We start from the raw sequence: 22,704 nt of genomic DNA, 5'->3' as shown, positions 1-22,704 counted from the left end.
AAATTCCGTTATTTTGCCAATCATTAACGACTTCCTGACTATTGGGGGTTGAAGCTTTTGTGTTTGAGGTCAATTATAGGGTGAATTATTTTTTCTCTTCGTCAGGAAGAATCATGAGATTACTTATAGGTCGCAAAGTCGTTTCACTCATCAGCTCGACGGCTTTCATTCTTGGTCTTTCTCAAGGAATTGGCACCTTATCTACAAAGGCCATCGCTCAGGAAGTGCATTTTGGCCAGCCATATGACCAGGAATCCAGTGAAAATACTCCCAAACCTGCACCAAAGGCGCAGAGCGTGCATGGAGGAGAGCATTATCACGCCCGTGGGACACGTCCTCCACCGGCCGGCTATCAAGAAGCACCCTCTATGGAGTTCCAAAACGGCCCCGACCCTGACCATCAGGCCAAAGTCCAGCGTGATAAAACAACTGGGACTGACCTCAGCAAATTCGGTACTGCCTATCGCGACAGCAATCCCACACAACAGGGCGAAATGGGAGATGCAACCGGAAATGGTTGGGTTGCCCCCCGTGGGAATGGCTTCCAGTTTTAGGGCTATGATCCTGTGAGGCAGAAAAATTTAGACCAGAATATCGTTAATCTGCCTTACATTTTTCATCCTGGATAGTGTAACCGGACTTCTAATCTGCCCGGTTTATAAATACAGATTCTGGAATTAAGAGCGCGCCCGGGGGACTTTTCTGTCAGGCAGACGCATCGTCACGAACTCTTCAGCCAATGTCGGGTGCAGAGCTACTGTGCGGTCCATTTCTGTTTTAGTCAGGCCGGCTGTTACTGCGACAGCCATGATCTGGATTATTTCTGGAGCATCTGGGCCAATCATATGAGCCCCGAGTATAACCCCGCTTCTGGCATCAATCACAAGTTTCATGTAGCACTTGCCTGGCCGATGCGGCAATATCTGCCCCATTGGGGTGAATTCAGCGGTATAAATCTCAAGATCATGCTGTTTCTGAGCCTCTTCTTCACTCATTCCAACACTGGCCAGAGGTGGAGAAAAGAAAACAGCTTTCGGAGTTGTCTCGAAAGACCATTCACGCCCTTGCGGATGGAAAAGAGCTTCTGCCAGCATATGCCCTTCAGCAATCGCTGTCGGCGTTAAATTATAACGGTTTGTAATATCTCCAATTGCATAAATAGACGGTACAGATGTGGTGAAGTCTTCATTGATGACGACATCACCATTGACGACTTTTATCCCTGCCTTATCTAGGCCAAGACCCTCTATGGCAGGACGTCTCCCCGTTGCCATTAAAACGGCATCTACCTCGATGGCCTTGCCATTGGAGAGTGATAACACCAATCCATCTGCCGTTTTCTCTATTTTATGCGGCGTCACTTCATGATGTTGAGTAATTTCTCTCTGGGCAATCAGCGTGCGCATCTGCTCACGCAGATCCTGGTCAAATCCTTTTAATGGAAGAGGCTGACGATAAACAAGCTCCACATCTGACCCCAGACCAGAAAAAATCCCTGCAAATTCAAGCCCGATATAACCACTGCCTATAATGGCAATACGCTCAGGACGCGCAGGCAAAGTGAAGAGATCATCTGATACAAGAGCATATTCTGAGCCTGGGAAATCCAGCCGCACTGGTGTTGAGCCCGTCGCAAGTACAATTTTCTTCGCTTTAATCGTTTGAGGCTGGGCTTCTGGCTCCAGTAATGAGGGCGTAATTGTGATGGTATGAGCATCTGTCAGACTGGCATTGCCTGTAAAAAGCTCTACGCCAGAGCGTTTCAACAAGGAAATATAGATCCCATTGAGGCGTTCGATTTCCTTGTTTTTTGCTTCAATAAAACGCGGCCAGTCATGCCCCCTGGTGGAGACATCCCACCCATAGGCAGGTGCATCATGAATGGCGCGCCCTGCCTCAGCAGCATAAACCATCAGTTTTTTTGGTACGCAGCCAATATTGACGCAGGTTCCACCCCAATGCTGTCTTTCGACAATTCCGACCCTGGCACCATTTTGGGCCGCAATACGGGCACAACGTACCCCGCCTGAACCTGCACCGATGATAAAGAGATCAAATTCCTGCATCAATTTAGCTCCTTATTGAAAAGACTTACCGCTCGGCAAATGCTTTTTCAATGACGTAAGAACCTTGATTATTCATGTTACCTTCTACGAAATTACGGTCTTCAAGAAGTTTTTCTGTATCGGCAAGCATTTGAGGCGAACCACAGATCATAACCCGGTCCAGCTCAGGATCCAGTTCTGGAATATTCAGATCACGGAAAATACGTCCACTCTGGATCAGGCTTGTAATACGCTCCTGCACAGGAAAGTCTTCACGCGTCACAGCAGGATAATATTTCAGCTTTGTTTTGACATCTTCCCCCAGAAATTCATTTTCTGGCAAAATTTTTGTAATGAAATCGTTATAAGCAAGCTCTCCACGCTCACGCACCGTGTGCGTTAAAATAACATTCTCATAACGCTCATAAGCTTCAGGGTCCTTTATCAGACTCATAAAAGGGGCAAGACCTGTCCCGGTTGAGAGGAAATACAGATTGCGACCTGGTTTGAGGTTATCGAGCAACAATGTGCCAACAGGCTTACGACCGATCAGAACCGTATCACCAACTTTAACATGACGCAGGCGGGATGTCAGAGGACCATCCTCCACAGCAATGGAAAGAAACTCCATTTGATCTTCATAATTGGCTGAAGCAATCGAATAGGCACGCAAAAGCGGCTTTCCGTCAACTTCAATACCGATCATGGTGAACTGACCATTTTCAAAACGCAGCCCGGGATCACGAGTCGTGGTAAAGCTGAACAGACGGTTCGTCCAATGATGAACCTGCTTTACTTCTGCCGGATAAAGGTGGCTATACTCCTTGCTTGGTTTTGCCAGACGATATTGGCGGTCATGTCCTTCATAAGGAACAAGGCCACTCAAAGGGGCATCAAGTGTTGGAACAGGGGCCGAATCAGTCGGGAATGGTGTGGTCATATCCGTCTTTGTCTCCATTGGACAATAAGAACAAAAGGAATTAAGGCAGAAAGCCCGTTAACGTTAATTATGACATGTTTCTACCCTATTATCATAAGGGACGGAAAGCCGTCATAGACCTTCACCCACTCAAAACATATAAAACAGATATTTTAAAAGCAGCTTTACACCCTCCGCCCCTCTTCCCTTTCTTGCCGACAAAAACGCCCTGGCACAAATTTTTCCACAGGTTTTTTCCATGAATGACTACGCCCCTTCCCCTGCTGAAACAGCCCTCACTCATGCTGAGGCAAAATGGGAAGGAAATCTTGGCATTACCACCAAAGAACGCCCAGCACTTCTGCGGCAGATTGCAAGAAGGCTTAATTCAGAAAAAACAGAGATCACGCCCGCTGAACTGCTGCATGCACTTTGCCAGGTAAGAAGACGACAATGGGCCAGTACTCTAATGAAAATGGCTCATGGGCAGGGTCATATCTGGGTGCAGAAACATGACGTCCTCACCGCGGCAGAACGTGTGAACGACCCGCTTATCAGAGAAGAAGCATTATCTGCCCTGCTCGATTCGGTCCTGGAAGAACGCTGGCGTGAGACGGCTGATCGCCCGAGAGACGTAATGGAAGAAGTCAGATCAGATTTGGCTGATAAAGGAACCCACCTTTCTGCCAGACAAATTGAACAGCTCTCGCGAACGATTGCCCAGGCTTTTGGAGGGATTGATCTGGGTTTTGAAGATGACCTCATCCTCGCAGAAGAAAAAAAGCAGCAGGAACAGGAAGAAATCCGCAAGCGCGCCGAGCTGCGCCGTCAGGCAGAACTTGCCCGTCTGGAAGAATGGGAAAATACACTTGTTGAATATGATAAGCTCCCTGCGATACTGCATTGTTCCATTCGTGAAGTGCTCAGGTGGGTTGCTGAAAACCGTCTCCCTATTGCCAAACGTGAAACACATTCTGATGGTCTGGAGATTTTTCTCTTTGACCCCGTCGAAATCAGAAAACTCCTTCCCGAAGTACCTTTATGGCGAAAAGGTTTGTCGAAAAAAGACAAGAGCGCCAAGGGCACTGTTGCTGAAAGCAAGATTGGGAATGAAGCCATTGCCCGCGTTGCGGCACTGGACCGGTTTGCTGCCCATTTCAGAACAGCCCGCGCTTTAAAACGACGTATTACGCTTGTTACAGGTCCGACAAATTCTGGAAAATCACATACAGCCTTGAAAGCATTAGCTGAAGCTGAGTCGGGAATTGCTCTAGCCCCTCTGCGCCTTTTAGCTCATGAATTCAGAGAGGCACTGTTAAACCGTGGTGTTGCCGTTTCTCTTACAACGGGAGAAGAACGCATTATTGATCCAACAGCCCGCCATCTGGCTGCAACTGTGGAAATGTGTCCCTTTCATAACCCTGTAGATGTAGCCATTATTGATGAAGCCCAGATGCTGACGGACCCTGATCGTGGTGCCGCCTGGACAGCAGCAATCATGGGTGTCCCTGCCCGGCATATTTTCATTTTAGGCGCAGCTGACTGTATTCCTTTGGTGAAACGGATTGCTTCACTCTGCAATGACCCCGTTGATGAAATCCATCTTGAGCGGAAAAGTCCCCTCAAGGCAGGTCATAGCCTCGCCCTTGGTGACATGCGTGCCGGTGATGCACTCATCGCTTTTTCCCGGCGGGATGTCCTTGATTACCGGGCACAATTACTGGAGAAGAATAAAAGCGTTGCTGTTATATATGGAGCCTTAAGCCCGGAAGTCAGGCGTGCTGAAGCTGCGCGATTCAATCATGGTGAAGCTGATATACTCATCGCGACAGATGCCATTGGCATGGGGCTTAATCTCTCCATTAAGAGGGTGATATTCAGTACACTCCGTAAATATGATGGCCGAAACACACGGAACCTGTCTTCACAGGAGGTTAAACAGATCGGTGGTCGCGCAGGTCGTTACGGCAAGCATGAAGAAGGGCTTGTCTGCGTTCTTGATGGAGGAGGCAGCCCTTCTTTCGTGCGTCATATGCTTGACGCCCCTCCTGAGGAATTAAAGGAACTCCGGCCACTCGTGCAACCAGATGCTGATATTGTCCAGGCTGTTGCTCAGGAAATAGGCTCTGATAGTCTTTATGGTGTTCTGACACGCATTAAACGAGCCGTTTTACGACCTGATGACCCCAATTATCGTCTGGCTGACATGGAACAGGCCCTTGAGATTGCGTCTGCCCTCGAAGGCGTCGATAAGCTCGATTTAAATACACGCTGGACCTATGCGATGTGCCCGGTTGATTTACGTGATAATGGCATAGCACGGCTGATTGAATGGGCCGCCGCTCATGCACGGGGACAAATTATCCATCCTCCCGGCACCGGAAAACTCCCTCATCCAGCCAATGCTGGTAATAGTGAGCTTGAACGTGCAGAAAAACGGCATAAACGTCTGGTCAGCTGGCGCTGGCTGGCCATGCGCTTTCCAGAATATTATCCGGCATTGCAGGATGCTGAACAAAATGCAGCCCGCCTCAATGACTGGATTGAAAGCGTACTGCGTACCAAAAGCCGCATGAAAGAAACTGCGCGTAAATTTAACCAGAAACGCCACAAATCAGGTAGGAAAGATGCAAGTGAGACCAAAAAGCCTCACCATGCAGATGCCCCCCATAAACCGAAAAAAATTCATTCAAAAAAGAAAAAAAGTCCCGTTAAATAGTAAATATCTCTCAGCAAGTCCCCTTCTTCCGAAAAAAGGAGACTTACTGGAGATTATAAGCTGACCCCTATACTAAAGACCCTGGAGACTGAAGATAGCGTTCAATAATCGCTCTGGCTGTACGGATGGTTAAGGCTCCAATTGTCACTGTCGGGTTATAACCTGCATTATTCGGGAAAGAAGACGCCCCTGTTACAAAGAGATTATGGGCATCCCAATGTTGCTGGAAACGATTCAACACGGACGTTGCGGGGTCAAGCCCCATAACCGCTCCACCAATTGTATGAGAACTATCAAAAGGACGATAAGGGGAATAATGGTCATCAGCAAAAGAGACTGCCCTTATATTCTTTCCCCCCACAGATTTCGCAATATCAAGACACCGATCGCGAATATAAGCGCCTGAACGGCGGTCATTGAGGTTATAATCATAAGTCATGCGCAATAAAGGCTGACCATGACGGTCTTTATAAGTCGGATCCAGGTCCAGGAACTGATCATGATGTGAATAGCTCGTCCCCTGCCCCTGAATCATGGCCCATGTCTGATAGGCTTCCTTAAAATCCTTTTTCCAGCTTGACCCCCACTGTTTATGACCTGGTGGGACCTGATCTGACAGGCTGATCGGCAATCCCGTATTTGAAAGAGACTGTATCCCCGCCCCACCAATAAATCCCAAACCCGAATGATCAAAATTATCGCCATTAAAATCATCAATCTGGGTTGCAAGCGCCCCTGTATTCATAAAGGGATTAAGATATTCCTTATCGAGATTCAAAAAACCATATGAGAGCGTCTGGAAATTATAGGCCCTTCCCAAGGTACCCTCTCCTGTAATGGGATCATAGATTTTACCAAATCTGGACAGCATGAGAAGGCGGACATTATCAAGCTGATATGCTGAAATCACGATAATATCTGCGGGCTGAAATCCATAATTCCCGTCTGAATCAATAAAGGTGGCTCCGGTCGCTGTTTTACCATCCTTACTTTTCTCAATACGCAGCACCTCACATTCAGTCAGCATGGAAAAGTTCTTACGCTGCATTAAGGCAGGCATAACGCAGGCATTGGGCGATGATTTGGACCAGTTGCCACATCCATAAAGCTGGCAATAACCGCAATAAGTACAGGGAGCCATGTGAACCCCTAATGGGTTGGTATAATCAGCCCCTAAAATTCCCGCAGGAACCGGAAAGGGATGGTACCCCATTTTGGTTGTTGTCTCAGCGAAAATATCATTCCAGCGAGAACGTACCAAAGCTGGAGTTGGATAAGGTGCTGAACGGCTCCCTTCAAAAGGATTACCCCCTGGCTGCTTTTCCCCATTCAGCACACCTGCTGTACCGGAAATACCGGCAATTTTTTCAAAACGGTCATAAAAGGGTTCAAGCTCGGTATAACTGACACCCCAATCCTGCACGATCAACCCGTCAACAAGCTGTTTCGTTCCGTACCGTTCTTTAACCCTGCTTTCCACTTCGAAATCCCAGGGAGAAAAACGCCAGGCAGCAGCAGCCCAGTGAGTGCCTGCCCCACCAACATTCATGCCAAGTGTCCAGTTATTCCATTCCCGCCCCGGCAGGGCTGTCTGGTCTTTATGATTGCGAAATGTGTAGGTTTCAACTGAAGCAGGCTGAAGGATTTCTTTTCTGACAGCATAGCGCAATTCGTCAGGGTCTGTCGTTGTAGGGAAATCCGCGCTGGTTTCCCGCCAGGCACCACGCTCAATCGCAACGACATTAAGACCATGACGTGTCAGCTCTTCTGCCATAATAGAGCCCGACCAGCCCAGTCCGACAATGACAACATCTGCTTTGGGTCTTTTATAATCCATGGCACGTTACTCGTAATTCTGGAGATGATTGGCAAAGGCTCTTTCAGGCTGTGCGCCCTAGGAGACTTACAGGTTCAAGCGTGACCTTCTGACCTTTAATCGTGATATAATCGCGGTAATCGTACCGGGCACCGGGGAAACCGATCATTTTCCACCCGACCATGCCTTTATTTCCGCCATAGAGCGGGTCAGCAAGGAAGCCTTCCTTGACATTGGAGAGCATCAAAGCAAATAACTTGCCACTCTCAACATCACCATAATCGAACTGACCTGCTTCCATCTTTTCAAGATACCGGTCTTTTTCTTCGTCGGTCAGGGCAGTAAAACTCTTGCCATACAGGGAATGGCAATGTGTTTCCATTGCTTTTAACCCCTTGCGGTATAATTCCGCCGGCGTCACCACAGACTGCTCACCCTGTTCTGGCGTCCCTTTCTGGACAGGGCCTAATTTATAACGATGCTCCGCCCTGCCATAAGCGGTAATAAGCTGATAATCAGTAAAAATCACGCATCCCGCCTCAGACGCACTTATGGAAAGATCATCAGCAGGGATCAGACGGTCATACACAGCCTTGACCAGATCAGCTTCTTTCTGAGTAAAGAAAACGCTCTTTGCGGGGTCAACAGGTTGCGGAACGGGCCCTGGAGGGGAAGGCCATTTTTGCCCACCGACAAAGATCCTGGCTGCAGCGCCTGCGGGCCTGAAAATTGAAGCCAGAGCAGTGCTGGCTACCAGAACCAGACCACCTTTAAGCATGTCTCTACGATTCACTATGCCACCCTCTGTCATACAGGGACACTGCCCCCAATTTTTTCACTGCTCTCCAGAGGTCCCGAAAATTCTTTTCCAAAAGAAGAACTCTTAATCAGAGACGCAGGATCATTCCAATTATTCACTATATAATCATATGAATTAAGATATCGTTCCGTATGATTGGTATGAAGGTTACAGGATATTAGAACCTGATGAAGAATCACTTTCTCTTGACCAAATAAAAACCCCACCTGAAATATCAGGTAGGGTTTGAGACATTACCGATCCATCACTTTTGACGTTCTACCTTATCCGATCTGTTCCAGGCCTCCCATATAAGGCTGCAAAGGCGCTGGAATCCTGATTTTGCCTTCCTGAGTCTGATAGACTTCCATCAAGGCAATCATGACACGGCCAACAGCCAGGCCAGATCCGTTTAATGTATGGACGAAAGCAGGCCCATTCTCGCTTTTATAACGGGCATTCATACGTCTTGCCTGAAAGTCTCTGGTATTGGAGCAGGATGAAACTTCCCGCCATGCCTGCTGGCCGGGAAGCCATGCTTCGAGATCAAAGGTCTTGGCTGCCCCAAAACCTGTATCACCTGCACAAAGCAGGACACGCCTGTAAGGTAAACCTAATCTTTCAAGAATTGTCTCGGCAGCTCTGGTCATACGCTCATGCTCAGCGTCACTCTCTTCAGGCTTTACGATTGAAACAAGCTCACATTTTGTAAATTGATGCTGCCGTAACATGCCCCTTACGTCACGCCCAGCCGAGCCAGCTTCAGAACGGAAACAGGAAGAGAGCGTCGTTAATCTGATAGGCAAGGTATCTGCTGCCAGCATCTCGCCCATCACTGTTGCCGTCAGAGGGACCTCCCCTGTGGGAATAAGCCATCTGCCATCATCCGTATGGAAAGAATCTTCAGCAAATTTAGGGAGTTTATCAGTGCCATACATGGCCGCATCATTAACAAGAAGCGGAACAGTTGTTTCCTGATAACCAAATTCCTGCGTATGAGTATCAAGCATATATTGCCCAATAGCCCGCTCAAGACGCGCCAGAGATCCTTTGAGCATGACAAAGCGCGCTCCAGATAATTTGGCTGCTGTGGGAAAATCCATCAGCCCCAGATTTTCTCCCAATTCAAAATGCTGTTTCGGTGTGAAGGAAAATTCTGGAATTTCACCTGTCTGATGAACGATAATATTTTCACTTTCATCCCGCCCATCAGGGACAGACTCATCTAACTGATTGGGAAGTGTCTTCAGGACGTTCTCAATCTGTTGGGTAAGTGCATCAGAACGGGATTCAAGCGTGGCTATATGATCGCGAAGCTGCACGGCTTTCTCTTCCAATGCAGTACTATCCTGCCCCTGCCTCTTTGCCTGACCGATATCGCGCGCAATGATTTTACGCTCTGCCTGAGCCTGGTGCAGCTCTGATAAAGCTGCCCTACGCTCTTCATCTTCCTGCACCAGACGCATTGCCACGGGGTTTATCCCACGCCTGGCCAAAGCCTCGTCGAAAGCAGCGGGATTAGCTCTTAATTTTTTAAGGTCATGCATAGGTTCAGGTTGCTCCCCCAGTTTTATCAGTTTCTATCTGTTCCAATTTGGAAAACTCTGAAGCTGCGTTTTCCATATGATTTTCGTCACATTCAGTATCGTAGCGAGGTTCAACCAGACGAGCAGCCAGAATGGAAAGCTCATAAAGCCCGACAAGCGGAATCGCGAGACTTAACATGGTAATTGCGTCAGGTGGTGCAATAACCCCTGCTACTGCAAAAGCCGCCACATAAGCATAACGCCTCACTTTTTTGAGAGAGTCCGTTTTGACCAGCCCGGCTTTAACAATCAATGTCAGTGCAACCGGAAGCTCAAAACAGATTCCGAAAGCCAGAATCATTTTTGTTACAAGGTTCAAATATTCAGAAACGCGTGCCTGTAACTCAATGCCCATCTGAGCATCTCCCCCCGCCTGCTGAAAAGAAAGGAAGAAACGCCAAGCAAACGGAAAAACTACATAATATGCCAAGGCTGCCCCTAAAAGAAATAATAAGGGCGTCGCAATAAGAAATGGGGCAAAAGCCTTCTTTTCATTACGATAAAGACCTGGGGCAATAAAAATCCAGGCCTGGATCGCAATCATGGGAAAAGATAAAAAAATCGCCCCAAAAACCGCCACTCTCACATAGGTAAAAAAAGCTTCATATAAAGCTGTATAGATCAGGTGGGGCTGTTCCCCTTTCTGACGCATAATTTCAGCCAGAGGCGCTGAAAGAAAACGATAAATCTCACCTGAAAAATGGTAGCATATCCCAAAAGCGATGATAAACGTCGCCAAGGACCAGATAATGCGTTTTCTTAATTCGACAATATGATCCAGCAACGGCATCGCTTTATCATGAATTGTGTTTTGCGAATCAACCATGCTGCCTCTTGTCAGCGTTAGCCATAGATGGAGCCGAAATTATACGTACACGCTTACCGTTATGTAATGCGATTTCTGGTGGGATAATAGCTGGTGGGTGCCAATATTCTGCCTCGTCAATTAAACGGACTGCTGTAGCCGGAGGGATGATCGCAGGGGCTTTTTTCAGAGCATCAGCCTGGGCCTGCATTCGTGCATTATAAGGCTGACTTTCTCCCGGTCTGTGGTCCTCCATAACCGGAAGAGGCGCCGGAGCAGGTGGCAAGGTAGCCGTAAAATCCGGCTCATCAAACGTCAGACTCTCTTTGAGACTTCCATCAGGATCAAGAGCTTTCTTAACCTGATCACGAATATTGAACTGACGTAGCTCCCTGACCTGCTCGCGTGCTTCTGACAGATCTGCTTCACGCACCATTTCATCAACATGCTGCTGAAATTCACCCGCCATACGGCGTATCGCCTTTATCGCCCTTGAGAGAGTACGCATGGCAACAGGAAGATCTTTGGGCTTGATAAAAATCAGCACAACAACAGCAAAAAGGGCAATTTCTGTCCAGCTGAAGTCAAACATCGCTTTTGCCTGTTTCCTCTCCGCCCTGCATTATGCCATCCCCTTCATCATTCATCCAGTTCTGGTCAATAACCAGCTCCTCTTTCCGGGGAAGGTCACTTAAACCATTCAGCCCGAAAAGCCTCAAAAAGTGAGAGGTAGTCCCCCACAAAACTGGTCTCCCCGGCACTTCCCGCCTGCCTTTGGGCATAAGAAGCTCTTCTTCCAGAAGGGTATCGAGAATGTTCTGCCCCAGACTAACGCCTCGGATATTTTCAATATCGGCTCTTGTGCAAGGCTGATGATACGCGACGATGGCCAGGGTTTCCATAGCACTACGTGAAAGTCGGCGCGGTTTTTCGATCATTTTTGTAAGAGCGGGTGCAAACTCGGCTTTCGTTCGAAATTGCCATCCTCGTGCAACAGAACATAGCTCGAAGGCATGAGGCTCCAGACTCTTCTGAATCTTCGTAATTAATTCAAGAAGTTCTTCTTTCTCAATGTGATAATCCTGCGACAGGAGAAAAGATAACAGGCTCTGGGACGAAACAGGCTCTGCACTGGCAAACAAGCAGGCTTCAATCAGAGCACGCTTTCTGAGCTGTTCCTGCTCGTCAGGCATCTCTCCTGCTCCGCCATTCAATAGCTGTAAAAGCTGATTGTTGCCTCAGCTCCACACGACCTCCTTTCGCCATTTCCAACCCTGCCAGAAAAGCACCTGCAATAGCTGCCCTCATTTCAATGTCATTCTGCTCCTGTAATGTCGGGACCAACGCAGTCAGGGACTGCCAGCGCACGCTGACTTCCTGCCCCAATAAACGGGAAAGAACCATCTGAGCTTCCTGAACGCTCCAATAATGAAACCTGCGAGGACGGTAAACCTGCTTGCGTTGGCGGCGCCTGTTTGCTGCCAGATAAGCCTTGATTAAGGAAGAAAGGTCCGTTTTTAGCTGCAAACGGTCAATTTCAACATATTCTTCTGCAACAGGGCGTTCAAACACGTCCTCCCCCAGACGAGGTCGTGCTTCCAGCCATTTGACAGCCTCCCTCATACGCTCAAGCTCGATAAGGCGCACATGCAACAGATCGACCGCTTCTTCCACTTCTGGCTCAGGGCTTTCTAGCAGGAGGCGAGATTTCAGCCAGGTAAGCCAGGCTGTCATAACGAGCCAGTCGGCCGTGACTTCCAGGTCAAAATTACGCGCTTCGTCCTCTGCCTCTTCCACAACTGCCAGAAACTGATTGGCTAATTGCAGGATCGAAATTTCAGCCAGATCTATCTTTTGCCGGCGTGCAAGCTCCAACAAAAGATCAAGCGGTCCCTCATATCCTTCCAAACGAAGATGAAGACTCTCCGTCACGCTGCACTCCTAAAAGAAAGCGGGTGTGCAAGAGACGGAATGTGCCTGCAACTGTGAACAGAATGCTTTCGCAGCTTTCAAATCGGCAAAACCACCTATCCTAAGACGGATAAAATTATGTCCATTACGGCTTGTCTGGCTATAAAGGGGCGTTCTTCTTCCAAAAGTTTCGGGAAAACGCTTCTGGAGCTGAGACCAGACCTGCTTTGCCTTTTCCTTGCTATCCAGAGCAGCAAGCTGCACCTGATAAGAACCAGTTTCAGACAATGGCTTGGGAGGCGGCAGGGTCTGGGAAGTGATTTCTTTCTTCACCTCATGACGGTTAACATGCTCATTTACGGCAGTTTTGTCTGGAGATTTTGCTGGCTCCTGCCCACCCTCTGGTTGGGTAACCTCTGACTTAACCCCATCAGAAGGAAGCATATCTGACTGAACGCCCTTGGCAGGTTCCTGCGGAGGAGGAACAATAGACGCCGTAGAAGGCACCCCTGGAACCGTATTACTGCCATCAGAAGAAGGAATATCACTCTGCAAAGGATGCTGGGCAGACGGTGTGACTGACTGGCCATCCTTATGTGCCAGAATGCGCTCATCTGGCTGTTCTGCTGGTGGGGCCAAATGCACCTCACCTTTACCAGTCACATCTCCCTGAAGGGAATCATCACTCATAACCTGCATTCCTCCAGGATCAGACGGACGGTCCTTCACCGCAAGAGGGGGAGGGGCAATTACGGGTACTCCCTGAGGATGCTTTTCTCCAAAAAGGGACCATGCCCCGACAGAAAGAAGGAGCAGAACAACAATGATCAGCGCCCCCCCCATCAGCTTACGGGTTGCCGGGTCCTGTCCTAGAAGAGAGAGCAGGACATTTCTCTGCCGGGGTTTATTGAACTGCCTTTCCGGTCTCTCCGCTCCGGGTGTACCTCCCAGACGTGAGCGCGGTCCATCAGCATAATTACCCCCCCCAAGACGCTCATCAGGCTGGGGCGGCGTTATGTCAGCCCCTTTTTCATCATCACGTTCATACATTTAACGTAACTCCTCCAGAGCCTCGACGCCTAATATGGCCAGCCCTGCTCTTAAGGTCCTGGCAATGGTTGAAACCAGAGCCAGGCGCGCAAATGTCTCTTCTGGAGCATTTTCCTGGATAAAACGCAAACGCGTATCTTCCCGCCCTTTATTCCAGAGCGTGTGGAAATCGGATGCCAGGTCAATGCAATATGTTGCAATCCGGTGCGGCTCACGCGCCAAGGCTGCAGCTTCTATCTGACGAGGGAATGCTGCGATACGACGTAAAACGGCCAATTCTTCAGGCAGCGTCAAACCAGAAAGATCTGATTGAGCAAGTGCCTTTTCTGAAAGTTTTTCCTCTCCAAACAACTCGCCCCCATGACGCAGGACAGAACAGCAGCGGGCATGGGCATAATTAACATAAAAGACCGGATTATCACGAGTTTGGGCAACAGCAGCATTGAGGTCAAATTCCATCTGGGCATCTGCCTTACGCGTCAGCATAATAAACCTGACCGCATCGCGTCCCACTTCATCAAGCAAGTCACGCAAGGTCACAAAAGTCCCCGCACGCTTTGACATTCTGACAGGTTCACCATCTTTTACAACCCGCACAATCTGGCAGAGAACGGCTTCAAAGTCCGTTTTTCCATCAGTCAGGGCGCTGACTGCTGCCCGCATACGCGATACATAGCCACCATGATCGGCACCCAACACATCAATGATAAGGTCAGACCTCTGTGCCTTACGTGCATGATAACCAATATCATTGGCAAAATAGGTATTGGTCCCGTCTGCCTTTCTCAAAGCGCGATCTGTATCATCTCCGAAATCAGTTGAGCGGAAAAGTGTCTGGGGACGTGCCTCCCAATCCTCTGGCAATTTACCTTTAGGTGGCTCCAGAACCCCCTGATAGAGAAGTCCTTTTTGTTCAAGAACGGCAATTGCTTTATCTACATCACCATCCGCAAGGACTGAAGCTTCACTACTGAAAATTTCATGGTGAATACCAAGGGCAGCAAGATCTTCCTTAATCATATTCATCATATGCTCAAGGGTCACTTTACGGACTGTCTCAAACCAAAGTGAGACTGATGCCGGGCTTCCATCTTCATTGGCAAGAGAACGCCCATAGGTTTCAGCCAGAGCCTCTCCCACAGGGATCAGATAATCACCTTGATATTGCAGGCCGTTGGGAGATATCTTATCGAATTCTTCTGCCGGAATGAATGTCCCTATCGCCTGAAGATAACGCCAGTAACTTGCCCAGCTTAACGCATTGACCTGCGTCCCGGCATCATTAATGTAATATTCCTTGGTAACTTTAAACCCTGCCGCTTCCATAAGGTTTGCCAAAGCATCCCCTACAACAGCTCCTCTACAATGCCCAACATGCATTGGCCCCGTCGGATTGGCCGAGACATATTCTACATTGACCCTCTTATTTTGCCCGATAGAAGAACGACCATACGCCTTCTCACCTTTCATCAGCACAACAGGAACAATTTTCTGCCAGAATGCTGTTTTTAAAGTCAGATTAACAAAACCTGGCCCGGCAACATCAACTTTTTCAATTTCAGGAAGTCCTGCCAACAGGACTGCAAGTTTCTCAGCAATATCACGTGGTTTGGTCTTGGCCGGTTTTGCCACTAACAAAGCGGCATTTGTAGCCATATCCCCATGGGAAGGATCTCTTGTCGGTGTCAGTTCAATGCGGGCAAAAACATCACCTGGTAGCTCGGGTAAAAGTTCTCTCACACACTCTACGACTTTCTCCAGCATCTGGGTAAAAAAACAGTCTGACATTGTCGATGACGCTGTAGAAACGGGCATATGTTTGTTCCTGTCTGGAGCGAACGGACAAAAGAGGACCGCTCGGCTTAAAGGCTTTTTACAAAGAATGTTTTATAATGGCTCTTATAAGGGCAGTCATATTTTTTATCACCCCCTAAACAATAACGGATAAATCAGTGAGTCTTTTGTGTTCCTCCATCGCATTCCTGTCACTCATACTTGCAATATAATCAGCAATCACCCGCCGGCAGGCTCCCTCTTCTTCTACCCCATGTTTAGCAAGCGCTTTTTCACGCCAGGGGCTGGGTAAAAGACGCGGCTCTTCACTAAGAATGGAGAAGATTTCTCTCAATGCCAGTTTTGCCTTGCGCGCCATACGCATGACACGCCAGTGACGATACATTTTGGCATAAAGAAATTTACGCACTTCCTTATTTTTCTGAGTCATCTCCGCTGAAAGGGCGATGACGCTCCCTTTGGCATTTCGGATATCATCAATATTCTGGGGAGCCAGCTCTTTTAAAAGGGCAAGGCTATTCTCTGTCAGGTCACGAATCAGGGTGTTGATCACACGTCTTACCAACTCGTGGCGCAATCTCTGATCCCGTTCTAATGGCTCAAAAGAAGACCAGCCCAGCTGTCTGGCTTCTTCGAGGCAGCTTTTGAGTAATGGCACTTCTTCAAGGTCTTCAAAACTAAGAAGCCCTGCCCGAAGCCCGTCATCAAGGTCATGTCCGTGATAGGCAATATCATCACAAATAGCTGCAATCTGTGCTTCTACTGAGGGGTAGCGAGTTAAATCCAGGGGATAGAGTTCATCAAACTCGACAAGCCAGGCGGAAGGTTTCTTAACCGGGCCATTATGTTTGGCCAATCCTTCAAGGGTCTCCCATGTCAGGTTAAGGCCGTTGAAATCATGGTATCGAGATTCCACCTCAGTGACCAATCTCAATGACTGGGCATTATGACTGAAACCACCCCACCCTTTCATAGCTTCTGACAGGGCATCCTCTCCTGCATGACCAAAAGGCGTATGACCGAGGTCATGCGCCAGAGCGATCACCTCGGTCAAGTCCTCATTAACATCAAGATTCCGCGCTACTGAACGCGCAATCTGAGCGACTTCTAGAGAATGGGTTAAACGGGTACGGAAGAAATCACCTTCATGATTAAGAAAAACCTGCGTTTTATATTGCAACGTCCTAAAACCCGTTGAATGAAGAATGCGATCACGATCGCGCTGCCAGGGAGACCTGACACAAAATGAACTGGTTTCAGGAGATTTTTCTTCCTCATAAAGACGACCACGGGCATTCTGGAGCTGGACAGCATAAGGCACAACCATAAGTAACCTTTCATTCTACCGTTTTTATTATCGGGAACGACCACGATTATTATCGTCGATTCTTGACCCGGCTTGCCTTATAGTCAAGCGTGAGTGACTGACTTCCATTTCCAAAATTGAGAGTTTCCTGTTTCGACAGGAAAGAAAATTCATGACAAAGACTTTCCGTATCTCCCCTGCTGCCCGTGCCCGTATCATTGAGATTATGGAGGCACAGGAGAATAAAGAAGGGCTAGCGCTCCGCGTGGCCGTCAATGCCGGGGGATGTAACGGATTCCAATATCAGTTCAAACTGGACAGAAACCACCAAGAGGACGACACGCTCATTACATCAGAAGGCGTAAATGTTGTTGTCGATTCTGCTAGTTTACCTCTCCTAGAAGGCGCTGAACTTGATTTTACAGATAAACTCATGGGAGCCCATTTTGTTGTTCATAACCCCAATGCAGCATCCTCCTGCGGGTGTGGCAGCAGCTTCTCTCTTGCATAAATGCGCCTCTGATCATTTTAAAAATCTCTGAAAGCCTTTGCCTCATATGTCCTTCAGTTTTGCTTCATGGAACATCAACTCTATCCGTATGCGGTCTTCTCTAGTTCTGGACTGGCTTCACAGCCATCCTGAATGCCAGATTCTCGCCTTACAGGAAATCAAGTGTGAAACAGGGCAGTTTCCGCCTCTTTTTGAAGAAAACGGCTTTCATTGCGTTGTAAAAGGGCAAAAATCATATAATGGCGTCGCTTTTATCAGTCGCCAGCCTATGGAACTTATCACTGAGCATCTTCCAGGTTTTGAAGATCCTTCTGCACGTTATCTAGAAGTTGAAATCAGTGATATTAGGATCGGGAATCTTTACCTTCCAAACGGAAATTCAGGTGGAGAAGAAGGCTTTAGGACCAAATTATCCTTTCTTGATGCCCTCTATCACAGAGGCAAGGCACTCCTACAGGAAAAATGTCCTTTTGTTTTTATCGGTGATTATAACGTCTGTCCGACAGATGAAGATTTTGCTCCCGGCGCTCTTTCAAAAGGGGATGCACTCATTGCTCCCGAAAGCCGGGCTGGCTTCCGCCGTCTTATCTGGTCTGGCCTGACTGATGCAGTGCACGCACTCCACCCGGATGAGAAACTCTATACATTCTGGGACTATCAGGCGGCCGCGTTTCAACGCAATTCCGGTTTAAGAATCGACCACGCCCTGCTTTCTCCCTCCCTGACAGACAAACTTGAAGCTGTAAAAATCGACAAAAATGAACGAGGAAAAGAAAAACCCTCCGATCATGTACCCCTTCTTGTTACCCTCAAATAAAAAACCTCCCTTTCAAATATGAAAGGGAGGCCTCCGTTTCAGTCTCTTAAGTGTGGGAAACTGAGCTTTTTGGTTTTGGCAGATCAAGCTTCAGAGAAAGCTCTTTCAACCGCGCGGCTTCAACAGGGGCTGGCGCTTCCATCATGAGGTCTTCACCACTTTGATTAAGTGGGAAAAGAATAACTTCACGGATATTAGGCTCATCTGCCAAAAGCATGACAATACGGTCAACACCCGGAGCCGCCCCTCCGTGAGGTGGCGCTCCATAACGGAACGCATTCAACATACCGCCAAAGCGCTCTTCAACAACCTCTGGCCCATAGCCTGCAATGGCAAAGGCCTTGAGCATAATATCAGGGCGGTGGTTTCTGATCGCCCCTGAGGACAATTCCACACCGTTACAGACGATATCATACTGATAGGCCTTAATTGTAAGAGGGTCCTGCGTTTCAAGCGCTTCCAGCCCTCCCTGAGGCATGGAAAATGGATTATGGGAGAAATCAACCTGCCCGGTTTCTTCATTCCGCTCAAACATGGGGAAATCAACCACCCAGCAGAAACGGAAGGCATTTTTTTCAATCAAATCAAGCTCTGTCGCAATTTTTGTCCGTACGACACCGGCAAATTTCGTAACTTCATCGCCTTTCCCGGCGGCAAAGAAAACAGCATCGCCCGCTTTCAAACCACAAACTTCGCGCAATCTTGCCAGACGGTCGGCTTCCAGATTTTTTGCAATCGGACCTTTGCCACCATCTTCTTCAAAAATGACATAGCCAAGGCCACCAGCACCCTGCTCACGCGCCCAGTTATTCAGTTTATCAAAGAAGGCACGTGGTTTCTCGCCTGCTCCAGGTGCCGGAATCGCCTTAACCTGCCCACCTGATGCTGCAATTTTGGCAAAGAGACCAAAGCCGGACCCCTCGTAGATCTCAGTCACATCCTTGATGATAAGAGGATTTCGCAGGTCAGGCTTATCAGAGCCATAATCTCTTAAGGCATCTGCGTAAGGAATACGCGGGAAAGCCCCTTCCGTAATCTTCCATCCCTCAGGGGTAAATTCCTCGAAAAGCCCGGCAAGAACTGGCTCCAACACACCGAAGACATCCTCTTGTGTTGCAAAGGACATTTCGAAATCAAGCTGATAAAACTCACCAGGACTACGGTCAGCACGTGAGGCTTCATCACGGAAACAGGGAGCAATCTGGAAATAACGCTCAAAGCCTGCCACCATGGCAAGCTGTTTAAATTGTTGCGGCGCCTGAGGCAAAGCGTAGAATTTACCGGGGTGTAAACGTGCTGGCACAAGAAAGTCACGTGCACCCTCTGGAGAAGATGCTGTCAGGATCGGTGTCTGAAACTCGACAAATCCCTGAGCCTGCATTCGGCGACGCATGCTTGAAATCACACGGCTCCGCAGGAGAAGATTGCGCTGCATTTTCTCGCGGCGCAGGTCAAGATACCGATATTTCAGACGTAGATCTTCAGGGTAATTTTCCTGTCCTGCCACCTGGAAAGGTAGGACATCTGCATGAGACTGCACCGTAATTTCATGGGCACGTAACTCAATATCACCTGTCGGAAGGTGAGCATTACGCTGCCCATCTTCGCGCACGACGACCTCACCCGTCACAGTAATAACGCTTTCTACACGAAGGCGTTCTGCCTGGGCCAGAAGCTCGCCACCAGCCGGAACAACAATTTGCGTCACGCCATAATGGTCACGCAAATCAATAAAAAGCAGCCCCCCATGGTCACGCTTGCTGTGGATCCAGCCAGAAAGCCGTGCGGTTTTTCCCGCGTCCTCCACACGCAAGGCATTACAGGTGTGAGTACGGTATTGATGCATGGATAAACCCTCATTGCTCCGGCTATAAATTATAAACTCAAGACGATCTCAAAAAGGCAGGAAGCCGAGGCAACCCTCATCTGTCAAGAGTTTCTCTCCTAAAAGACATTTACGTTGGCGTATCACCAATCTTTTCATTAATAAATTTTTTGTAGTTTACCGCGGCTTCTGCCATTTCAACAGCTTTACCAGAACTGACAAGCCCTACAATAGCTCCCTGATTTCTGAATGTCGCCAGAAACTCGAAGCTCCTCAGATCCCCTTCAATTGTCACATGATTAAAGGGTTCCCCCCATCCCAGATATTCAAGCTTTTTGCCAAATTGCTGGGTCCAGAACCACGGTGTGGGCACATCTTCAGGTGAATGACCTAAAATAGAACGTGCAGCAATCCTGCCCATGACAAGGGCATGACGCCAGTGAGGGAAGCTCCATGTTTTCTCTCCCCATTTTATAGAGGCGGCATCACCCGCTGCATAAATATTACCCCGAACCCTCATGGCCTCGTCAACAATCAAAGCGCCTTTGTCGTCTTTGGGAAGGTCATTGATTAAATCCGTATTAGGATACCCCCCCAGAGCAGGAATAACATGCGAGCATGACAATGTCGTTCCATCATCAAGCTCTATACCCTCAACTTTTTCCTTTCCAAGGATTCTGACGGTTTTACTGTCATGGATGAATGCAACACTATTTTCTTCATGAAGCTGCAAAAGCCTGGAACCTAATTCCCGTCCAAATTGCTCCTCCATCGGAACGGCTTCTGGGCTGATGATGGTCACACCTACACCTTTCTGCCGCAAGGCTGAAGAAACTTCCAGACAGATGAATCCTCCCCCAATCAATATGACAGTATCTTCCGGTCTTATTTCTGAAGAAATAGAATAGGCATCATCAAGTGTGCCAAGATGCTTCACCCCTGCAAGTTCGCTTCCCGGCAGATCAAGCAGGTTGGGCCTCGCCCCCATAGCCAGAATCACGTGGCCACCGCGCACTGTCTGACCTGATGACAGGGTCGCTACCTGCGTTGCACTGTCAAAACCTGTTACACAATCATTAATAATCGTAACATTGTGCTCTTCATAATAGGTCTCATCGAGCAGAACAGGCACTCTTATCTTCTCAGGATCACTCAGCAATACCGTCTTGCTGAGGGCAGTACGGTTATAAGGAAGCTTCCTCTCACCGCACACCATGGTGATGTTTCCTGCAAAGCCCCCTTGTCGCAAGGTATAAACCGCGCTTGCCGCGGCCCCACCTCCGCCAATAATCAATACTGATTCGTTTTCCTTAACAGGAGCAGGTTCTCTCTCAGATTCCGCAACAGCCCCGACCAGCACACGGCCCTGGATAATTTCAACAGGATAGACAGGAAGCGGAGCAAAAGCGACTGGCTCGACAACAGAGCCAGTCTCACTATCAAACACCGCCTTATGCCATGGACAGACCAACACATCGCCATGGGCTTTCGTCCGGCAAAAAGCTCCCTGCTCCATAGGGGCCCCCTTATGTGGGCATTTACCACCCAGGGCCCTGACCGTATCACCTTCACGCACAAGAACGACCGAAATACCTGCTACTGAAAGCGGGTACATCTTCCCTTCTTCAAGCTCATCCAAAGCAATGACATCGTGGAATGTCTGCCCCGCAATGGCGTCCGTATCGGTATTGGTGTCGGTCATCCTGTCTTTCCTCTGTTTCAGGCAAGCTTCTCAGGCAAAAAAATATGGCCTAGAAATCGTCGAAACCGCCGCCGTCAAAGCCCCCATCATCAAAACCGCCATCATCCCCACCGAAAGAGGAATCATCTGGTTGTGAAAAATCACCATCACTGAAACCCGATGCCTCTGTACCCGTGCCATCAAATGGATCTGACGAAGCAGGCGCTCCAAAAGCACCTGTATTATCGCTGCTTCCCACACCAGCGGCACCAGCAGCATCATGATGCCCTGAAAACAGGCCTTCAAGCGCATTTGCCGCCATCATGCCACCCGCAACACCAGCTGCCGTAGAAAGCGCCGACCCAAGAAACCCTGAACCAGAACGGGGAAACATTCCAGGCTGATAACCCTGAGGAGGTGCATACCGTCCTTGCTGAAAGCCTGCTGCTCCCTGTGGTGCGCCTGCTTGTGGCCCCCATCCTGGTGGATAATTATTCTGTGGTTGAGGACGCTGCGTCTGACGATTTCCAAAAAGGCCACTTAAAAAACCGCCACCAGACGAATGCTGCTGACTCTGCGCAACCTGACTGCGCGCCTGCTGTAATTGGAACTCAAGCTCACGAATACGGTTCTGGGCCTGAGCCAGAGCCGCTTCCTGCACGACAGCCAACTGCGTGATACGATAGCGTGCTTCAGGATATTTCTGGAAATTCTCTTCAATAAAACGGTCAGCTTCCGGGTCAATTGGAGCCAGGGCAACCTGCCCGCTCTGCCCTCCAATATTGCCTTGACCGGCTCCTACACGAGCAACGAAACGGCTGATAAGGTCCCGTTCTTCTGAATTCATAATAGTGCCTCCTTATATCCAATCACCCGCCTTTTCTATTCAGCTGCAAAAGAAAGCCAAAAGACGGTCTCTCCATCATTCCTGAGGGAAGATATGATGCGCTTCCATTCGACTGGCAAGAGCATTATCCCAACAGGCATTTCAGAAAATCATCTCTTTAATTAATAGCAAAGATCATAAGATAATTTTGATTAATCTTCTGTCATAAAATCCTTTTCATCAGCTCTCACTTTCTCATCTACTCTAGTGATGTGCCTGACCATCATGTAATAT

The 22,704-nt window shown here is 48.6% G+C and carries 19 protein-coding genes; 4 read left to right on the top strand and 15 right to left on the bottom strand.

Features of this window, described 5'->3' with window-relative positions; genetic code table 11:
* The first annotated feature begins 113 nt into the window (after positions 1-113).
* Positions 114-554, top strand: a complete 441-nt coding sequence (locus AC3B6P_RS08520; protein ID WP_489805706.1) for a hypothetical protein — start codon at positions 114-116, stop codon at positions 552-554.
* A gap of 123 nt (positions 555-677) precedes the next feature.
* On the opposite strand, the gene gorA is transcribed toward AC3B6P_RS08520, so the two are convergent.
* Both gorA and AC3B6P_RS08510 read right to left on the bottom strand, forming a co-directional pair.
* Entirely contained in the window at positions 678-2,066 is a 1,389-nt protein-coding gene (gene gorA, locus AC3B6P_RS08515; RefSeq protein ID WP_489805705.1) for a glutathione-disulfide reductase, read from the bottom strand.
* Positions 2,067-2,091: 25 nt separating this feature from the next.
* Complete coding sequence (locus AC3B6P_RS08510; RefSeq protein WP_489805704.1) at positions 2,092-2,985, bottom strand: ferredoxin--NADP reductase; 894 nt, start codon at positions 2,983-2,985, stop codon at positions 2,092-2,094.
* A gap of 238 nt (positions 2,986-3,223) precedes the next feature.
* Between AC3B6P_RS08510 and AC3B6P_RS08505 the strand changes: the two genes are divergently transcribed.
* A complete protein-coding gene (locus AC3B6P_RS08505; protein ID WP_489805703.1) occupies positions 3,224-5,683 on the top strand; it encodes a helicase-related protein in 2,460 nt (819 codons plus the stop codon).
* Positions 5,684-5,750: 67 nt separating this feature from the next.
* Here the strand turns inward: AC3B6P_RS08505 and AC3B6P_RS08500 are convergent, their stop codons facing one another.
* The 10 genes from AC3B6P_RS08500 to AC3B6P_RS08455 all read right to left on the bottom strand — a co-directional run bounded on the left by AC3B6P_RS08500 (position 5,751) and on the right by AC3B6P_RS08455 (position 16,771).
* Positions 5,751-7,520, bottom strand: a complete 1,770-nt coding sequence (locus AC3B6P_RS08500; protein ID WP_489805702.1) for a GMC family oxidoreductase — start codon at positions 7,518-7,520, stop codon at positions 5,751-5,753.
* Between the two features lie 43 nt (positions 7,521-7,563).
* Positions 7,564-8,292, bottom strand: a complete 729-nt coding sequence (locus tag AC3B6P_RS08495) for a gluconate 2-dehydrogenase subunit 3 family protein (protein ID WP_489805701.1) — start codon at positions 8,290-8,292, stop codon at positions 7,564-7,566.
* 290 nt (positions 8,293-8,582) lie between these two features.
* Positions 8,583-9,845 carry a serine--tRNA ligase gene (gene serS / locus AC3B6P_RS08490; RefSeq protein WP_489805700.1) on the bottom strand — a complete coding sequence of 421 codons (1,263 nt, stop codon included), beginning with the start codon at positions 9,843-9,845 and terminating at the stop codon, positions 8,583-8,585.
* A gap of 4 nt (positions 9,846-9,849) precedes the next feature.
* Positions 9,850-10,710 carry a twin-arginine translocase subunit TatC gene (gene tatC / locus AC3B6P_RS08485; RefSeq protein ID WP_489805699.1) on the bottom strand — a complete coding sequence of 287 codons (861 nt, stop codon included), beginning with the start codon at positions 10,708-10,710 and terminating at the stop codon, positions 9,850-9,852.
* Positions 10,703-11,281, bottom strand: a complete 579-nt coding sequence (gene tatB / locus AC3B6P_RS08480) for a Sec-independent protein translocase protein TatB (RefSeq protein WP_489805698.1) — start codon at positions 11,279-11,281, stop codon at positions 10,703-10,705. Before tatB ends, tatC begins: the two co-directional genes overlap by 8 nt.
* Complete coding sequence (gene scpB, locus AC3B6P_RS08475; RefSeq protein ID WP_489805697.1) at positions 11,274-11,882, bottom strand: SMC-Scp complex subunit ScpB; 609 nt, start codon at positions 11,880-11,882, stop codon at positions 11,274-11,276. Before scpB ends, tatB begins: the two co-directional genes overlap by 8 nt.
* Positions 11,875-12,621, bottom strand: a complete 747-nt coding sequence (locus tag AC3B6P_RS08470; protein WP_489805696.1) for a segregation and condensation protein A — start codon at positions 12,619-12,621, stop codon at positions 11,875-11,877. Before AC3B6P_RS08470 ends, scpB begins: the two co-directional genes overlap by 8 nt.
* 9 nt (positions 12,622-12,630) lie before the next feature.
* Positions 12,631-13,650 carry an SPOR domain-containing protein gene (locus tag AC3B6P_RS08465; RefSeq protein ID WP_489805695.1) on the bottom strand — a complete coding sequence of 340 codons (1,020 nt, stop codon included), beginning with the start codon at positions 13,648-13,650 and terminating at the stop codon, positions 12,631-12,633.
* Positions 13,651-15,438 carry an arginine--tRNA ligase gene (gene argS / locus AC3B6P_RS08460; RefSeq protein WP_489805936.1) on the bottom strand — a complete coding sequence of 596 codons (1,788 nt, stop codon included), beginning with the start codon at positions 15,436-15,438 and terminating at the stop codon, positions 13,651-13,653.
* A 142-nt stretch (positions 15,439-15,580) separates the two neighbouring features.
* Positions 15,581-16,771, bottom strand: coding sequence for a deoxyguanosinetriphosphate triphosphohydrolase (locus AC3B6P_RS08455; RefSeq protein WP_489805694.1), 1,191 nt, complete (start codon positions 16,769-16,771; stop codon positions 15,581-15,583).
* Positions 16,772-16,922: 151 nt separating this feature from the next.
* Between AC3B6P_RS08455 and erpA the strand changes: the two genes are divergently transcribed.
* Together erpA and xth are read left to right on the top strand one after the other, a co-directional pair.
* Complete coding sequence (gene erpA, locus AC3B6P_RS08450) at positions 16,923-17,261, top strand: iron-sulfur cluster insertion protein ErpA (RefSeq protein ID WP_489805693.1); 339 nt, start codon at positions 16,923-16,925, stop codon at positions 17,259-17,261.
* Between the two features lie 46 nt (positions 17,262-17,307).
* Positions 17,308-18,078: an exodeoxyribonuclease III gene (gene xth / locus AC3B6P_RS08445; RefSeq protein WP_489805692.1), complete on the top strand. Its 771-nt coding sequence runs from the start codon at positions 17,308-17,310 to the stop codon at positions 18,076-18,078.
* Positions 18,079-18,124: 46 nt separating this feature from the next.
* On the opposite strand, the gene aspS is transcribed toward xth, so the two are convergent.
* The 3 genes from aspS to AC3B6P_RS08430 all read right to left on the bottom strand — a co-directional run bounded on the left by aspS (position 18,125) and on the right by AC3B6P_RS08430 (position 22,431).
* Positions 18,125-19,924: an aspartate--tRNA ligase gene (aspS, locus tag AC3B6P_RS08440; protein WP_489805691.1), complete on the bottom strand. Its 1,800-nt coding sequence runs from the start codon at positions 19,922-19,924 to the stop codon at positions 18,125-18,127.
* Positions 19,925-20,033: 109 nt separating this feature from the next.
* A complete protein-coding gene (locus tag AC3B6P_RS08435; protein WP_489805690.1) occupies positions 20,034-21,605 on the bottom strand; it encodes an FAD-dependent oxidoreductase in 1,572 nt (523 codons plus the stop codon).
* A 49-nt stretch (positions 21,606-21,654) separates the two neighbouring features.
* Positions 21,655-22,431: a DUF2076 domain-containing protein gene (locus tag AC3B6P_RS08430; RefSeq protein WP_489805689.1), complete on the bottom strand. Its 777-nt coding sequence runs from the start codon at positions 22,429-22,431 to the stop codon at positions 21,655-21,657.
* Positions 22,432-22,704: the final 273 nt, after the last annotated feature.

The sequence above is a fragment of the Aristophania sp. ESL1142 genome (assembly GCF_058107345.1).
Note: the sequence above shows the minus strand (reverse complement) of the source record. Positions and strands in the feature narration are given on the sequence as shown.

What these genes read in the sequence shown, in the direction of transcription:
- AC3B6P_RS08520 (WP_489805706.1), top strand. Translation starts at nt 114, where the DNA reads ATGAGATTACTTATAGGTCGCAAAGTCGTTTCACTCATCAGCTCGACG.
- gorA (WP_489805705.1), bottom strand. Translation starts at nt 2,066, where the DNA reads ATGCAGGAATTTGATCTCTTTATCATCGGTGCAGGTTCAGGCGGGGTA.
- AC3B6P_RS08510 (WP_489805704.1), bottom strand. Translation starts at nt 2,985, where the DNA reads ATGACCACACCATTCCCGACTGATTCGGCCCCTGTTCCAACACTTGAT.
- AC3B6P_RS08505 (WP_489805703.1), top strand. Translation starts at nt 3,224, where the DNA reads ATGAATGACTACGCCCCTTCCCCTGCTGAAACAGCCCTCACTCATGCT.
- AC3B6P_RS08500 (WP_489805702.1), bottom strand. Translation starts at nt 7,520, where the DNA reads ATGGATTATAAAAGACCCAAAGCAGATGTTGTCATTGTCGGACTGGGC.
- serS (WP_489805700.1), bottom strand. Translation starts at nt 9,845, where the DNA reads ATGCATGACCTTAAAAAATTAAGAGCTAATCCCGCTGCTTTCGACGAG.
- tatC (WP_489805699.1), bottom strand. Translation starts at nt 10,710, where the DNA reads ATGGTTGATTCGCAAAACACAATTCATGATAAAGCGATGCCGTTGCTG.
- tatB (WP_489805698.1), bottom strand. Translation starts at nt 11,281, where the DNA reads ATGTTTGACTTCAGCTGGACAGAAATTGCCCTTTTTGCTGTTGTTGTG.
- scpB (WP_489805697.1), bottom strand. Translation starts at nt 11,882, where the DNA reads ATGCCTGACGAGCAGGAACAGCTCAGAAAGCGTGCTCTGATTGAAGCC.
- AC3B6P_RS08465 (WP_489805695.1), bottom strand. Translation starts at nt 13,650, where the DNA reads ATGTATGAACGTGATGATGAAAAAGGGGCTGACATAACGCCGCCCCAG.
- argS (WP_489805936.1), bottom strand. Translation starts at nt 15,438, where the DNA reads ATGTCAGACTGTTTTTTTACCCAGATGCTGGAGAAAGTCGTAGAGTGT.
- AC3B6P_RS08455 (WP_489805694.1), bottom strand. Translation starts at nt 16,771, where the DNA reads ATGGTTGTGCCTTATGCTGTCCAGCTCCAGAATGCCCGTGGTCGTCTT.
- erpA (WP_489805693.1), top strand. Translation starts at nt 16,923, where the DNA reads ATGACAAAGACTTTCCGTATCTCCCCTGCTGCCCGTGCCCGTATCATT.
- xth (WP_489805692.1), top strand. Translation starts at nt 17,308, where the DNA reads ATGTCCTTCAGTTTTGCTTCATGGAACATCAACTCTATCCGTATGCGG.
- aspS (WP_489805691.1), bottom strand. Translation starts at nt 19,924, where the DNA reads ATGCATCAATACCGTACTCACACCTGTAATGCCTTGCGTGTGGAGGAC.
- AC3B6P_RS08435 (WP_489805690.1), bottom strand. Translation starts at nt 21,605, where the DNA reads ATGACCGACACCAATACCGATACGGACGCCATTGCGGGGCAGACATTC.
- AC3B6P_RS08430 (WP_489805689.1), bottom strand. Translation starts at nt 22,431, where the DNA reads ATGAATTCAGAAGAACGGGACCTTATCAGCCGTTTCGTTGCTCGTGTA.